4 protein-coding genes are annotated in these 4,242 nt (G+C 35.0%); 1 reads left to right on the forward strand and 3 read right to left on the reverse strand.

Features of this window, described 5'->3' with window-relative positions:
- Window positions 1-145: 145 nt before the first annotated feature.
- From FTV38_RS16710 to mobQ, 3 genes are all read right to left on the reverse strand, one after another.
- A complete protein-coding gene (locus FTV38_RS16710; protein ID WP_004728627.1) occupies window positions 146-433 on the reverse strand; it encodes a hypothetical protein in 288 nt (95 codons plus the stop codon).
- Window positions 430-1,380 carry a replication initiation protein gene (locus tag FTV38_RS16715; protein WP_180005475.1) on the reverse strand — a complete coding sequence of 317 codons (951 nt, stop codon included), beginning with the start codon at window positions 1,378-1,380 and terminating at the stop codon, window positions 430-432. Before FTV38_RS16715 ends, FTV38_RS16710 begins: the two co-directional genes overlap by 4 nt.
- 682 nt (window positions 1,381-2,062) lie before the next feature.
- Entirely contained in the window at window positions 2,063-3,715 is a 1,653-nt protein-coding gene (mobQ, locus tag FTV38_RS16720; protein ID WP_018680086.1) for a MobQ family relaxase, read from the reverse strand.
- A 211-nt stretch (window positions 3,716-3,926) separates the two neighbouring features.
- Here mobQ and FTV38_RS16725 point away from each other — a divergent pair, with 211 nt between their 5' ends.
- Window positions 3,927-4,229: a hypothetical protein gene (locus FTV38_RS16725; RefSeq protein WP_018680087.1), complete on the forward strand. Its 303-nt coding sequence runs from the start codon at window positions 3,927-3,929 to the stop codon at window positions 4,227-4,229.
- Window positions 4,230-4,242 lie beyond the last annotated feature (13 nt).

Genomic DNA, 4,242 nt, shown 5'->3' on the forward strand with positions numbered 1-4,242 from the left:
CTGTTTTTTATTCGATATAAATCATAAACTTATACTAAGACGTTCCAGGGTTCAGCGCACTGGAACGGCTTTTTTGTGACTATTCACGTTCCACGCCTATTCTTTGATCAATGTTTCACGGTTTTAATTAAATAAACTGAATAATTCAATCTGCACGATTTAAGCGATTATCTTGAATAAGATCATCCAATTTATCTTCTAAATCTTCAATCTTATATTTGAGCGATAAAATAGAATTTTTTAAACGCTCATTTTCAGGAGCATCAGGATTTTTTAATTGATTAAAAATTTCTAATAATTCGTTGCGATTAGTGCTTAACCTTTCAATGTCACTTTCAATAGCCATTCTTGGTGTCCACAGAGCAAGTAAACTTTGCTCATAGTCTTTGAGTTCTTGATGGCTCATTGCATCTAATTCAGCTCTAGTTTTCATGGTTTAAAATCCGTCTTGCTATGAAGAGCTTTAAAAATCCGCTTTGCTGTTTCCTCTCTTACACTTTTCGGATCTCGTAAGATGCCACTAATCCAAAGGGCAAAACTAGGATAGTCCTGGAAGTTACTTAGGTCTGATAGCTCAGAAAGTTTAGATAAAATAGCACTGTACTTTTTAATTTGAGCATCAGACAGGTTGCAGAATATATCTATTGTTTTTGGATCTCGCTCAGGAGCTATTAATTTTGGCTTAGATTTTTCTTTCACAGTGAACTTAAAGCCGACAACAGAACGTCCTTTTTTAACTGGACTATAGTCAACTGTTACATCGGTAAATTCATTAATTTCATCTAATGAGCTCTTCAAAACTCTTCGTTTTAAGTTCCTCAAATCTCTATAAGATTCTGGTAAACCAAACTCTGTAAACATTTCATCTAGCGTTAATTCAAAGCCATTTTTTGCCTGATTTTTTTTCGCTAAATGGTAAAAGTCTATTGAGTAGTCTTTTTTTAATTTTAGAACTACATCTTTTTTATAACGAGTGTATGGATTGTATTTATCTAAAATTTTCAACATCACCAAAACAATAGATGTAAACCTTAAAGATATCCCTGCATCTTCATAAGTAGCATCAATTACCCAGTTAGAGTAGACCTTTTTCCCCCTATCATTAACGTATGAAAAGGACCGATCTACTAGTTTTTTTGACGCATTTTCAATTTGTTTATAAGCAGAATTGACTTTGATACCACAGTCATCAGCAAATTGTTGAGCAGATATTAAGATTTGATCTTGTTCACTTGCATCGATATTTCTAGCAATCGGAGAAGCCATAATTAAAATTCTTTTTTCATCTACAGACATGCTTTTAAAGCATTCAGTAACTTTGTTTTGAATAGCCATTGTTGTTACTGGATAAGATTTATCATAACTATTTTCTTTATTCATTCAGATATCAAACCTTATAAAAAATGAACATGATTTTTGTACCCTTATGAGAAAACAATGTACACCAATAAACATAAGGGTACAATAATTTATTTGTACCCTTTATCATGCTATTTGTACCCTTTAATCATGCTATTTGTACCCTTTTAAACGATAAAATCATGCTATTTGTACCCTTTATCATGCTATTTGTACCCTTTTAACGCTTGAAACTATTGCTGCATAAGGTTTTCAGAGGGTCTAAAAGCTTTTAAAAGCTTTTTAAAAGAATAAAAGGGAATTTATTTCCAAAGTGAGTTATTAAAACTGCCCTTGGTACTCGCTAAAGCTCGTACTCTATTGAAGCTCGTTTCACTCGCTTCGTGGGGGCAGTTTTTTGCATATATGATCAAGGATTCAAAAAGCAAAACATGAATAATGCATTCGCTATGCTCATGCTTTTTGACGAGCAAAAGCATCAATACTTCGCTCGTAGACACTCGCTAATCACTGTCCTCAGTAATTCAATAAAAAACGGTTTTTCAGAGGGGGAATAAGCAACCTTTCGTTGTGTCGCTCGTAGACACTCGCTAAAAGGCTCTCATTTGCGTTCTAAGCGATTTTATTTTTATCAACTATAGTTTTACTGTATTTCTATCAAAAGTCGCTAAAACCCCCGTTTTTTTGCGCTTAAATGGGATTGCTAAGGCGTGTAGTCATGGTTATTGTCATTTTCTGGCTTTTTAGGCTCATTTCTCTGCTGTTTTTCTTGTTCTTGGCGTCTTAAAAATGCCAAATGTTCTTGTTGCTCTCGTTCTTGTGCATAGCGTTGTTCTTGTTGCTCTCGTTCTTTACGTAACTGCTGTTCTCTAGATTCACGATCTTTTCGGTCGTTTTCGAGCTGTATTGCTATTTTTTGGGAAAACTCTTGCTGCGCTTCGGTCTCAATTTTTTTTGTAAAAGCCGCATGCAATTCTTGGATTTTTAGATCTTCCATTTCTTCTGCATATAGTCGCTTTTGTTTTTCACCATTTTGAGGACTAAAGTATTTATTTCCATAGTTATCTTCTTCAAATATATAACTATTTATGATCTCCAGTCTTTGATCGCGTACATACTCTTGATACTCAGTTTCTCTGCGTGATATTTCAGAAATTTGATGATCTATATTTGAAATTTGATCATTAAGTTTTCGTTGTTTAACAGTGATGTTCGGTTCGTCAAGTTTTGCAAAAGACTTTTTAGGCTGGAGCAGCTGATTTTCTTCTGTCCATTTATTTAAATGATCAGAATATCTCTCTTTTTTTTCTATTTCACTAAGACCAGAAATATGCTTTTGGATGTCTAGTTGGGTGTTGTGTTGGTCGATCAGGTCATTTATTTGATTGATCCATTTTGTTTTAAAAAATAAAGGCTCTTTTTTGCGTAGTTCTGATATTGCAGAACTCATCGTGTCTAATTTTGTTGTTAATTTTGATAATTCTTCATTTTGGAATTCATAAAGTTTCTGAGAAGTTTTTTCTGAATACTCAGCTTGAGAGTATTGAAACTGAAGCTCACTTCGTACTTTTTGAACAAGATCCTCAGATACTTTGATGTTTTCATCCAGTGCGATGACCTTTTTGATTTTTAAATTACGTAGCTTAATTTCATCATTTTTCAGACTAATTTCTGTAAATATCCCTCGTCTCCGGAGGTATGTCGCTTGAGGACCTTCGTGCTGAGTTGCTTCTAGGTCACTTTCCTGGTCTTCATAACTTCTGTGATCGACACGTTCATCAAATCCATTTTGTTCCAGGTGATGATTGCATAACTCTGCAAATGATTCTCTCCAGTGGCTTACAGTTTCTGTGCCATTGTCACGACTGAAGTCCCTATATTTTTTTGCTGAAAAGCCACCCTGCTCATTAATACTTCGGGTTGTGAACATGATGTGTGCATGGTAGTTGCGTTCATCACTTCCACTGTCTGTATGAGGTGCATGAATAGCAGCATCAACGATGACACCGTATTTTTTAACGAGGTTTCGGCAAAGTTCATTGAGCATATTTTCACGCTGTTCAGCGTTTAACTCACTGGGAAATGCAATCTCAAACTCTCTTGCAAGTAATGCATCTTTTCTACGTTCAACCTTTTCGACTTCATTCCAAAGTGTTTGGCGCTTGAGTAACTCAGTATTTGTATTTTCAGGTGCATAGATTTTTGTAAATTCGACACCAGTTTTTCTTGTGTAGTCTTGTTCTTTTCCATAAAAATCGCATACCAATTTTTCACTTGAACGATATGCAGCACAAGCAACGGCCGATCGTCCATTACCTCTACTAATCGTTTTAACTGAAAAATGATATATCGCCATTTTGCTTTTGCTCTTTATTTCGATTTATCGAAATTACCAACATGTATATGTTGGTCAGGGGATTACAAAGGGGATTTACCCCTTGTCGCACCATTGGATGAAATCCAATGGCTAAGTGCGCCCTTCGGGAAAACCACGATAGCATGGGCTGTCTTGAATTTCAATTCAAACAGACCTATGCTTGAGGGGGATTCCTTGAGATGGTGATGGTATGAGTGTTGAAACTTTAGAGCAAAAAATTGCAAAGCAAGAAGAACGATTAAGACAACTAAAAGCACAAAAACAAGCTATTGCTGCTCGTGAAAAAAAGAAAGTTTCTGATCAGCAACGTAAAGATGATACGAGACGTAAAATTCTACTGGGAGCTTGGGCTTTAAATAAATTAAAAAATGATGAATCGTTTAAACAGCAATTAGCCGATTTTGAGCAATTTTTAAATACGGAAAATAAGACCGAAGAAAATAAGCAGAAAGATAAAGATCTTTTTAATGGATTTATTTGGGATAAGACCTAAATTTCGCATAAGA

It is taken from the genome of Acinetobacter sp. YH16044 (assembly GCF_013417145.1).
Classification (GTDB): Bacteria; Pseudomonadota; Gammaproteobacteria; order Pseudomonadales; family Moraxellaceae; genus Acinetobacter; species Acinetobacter amyesii.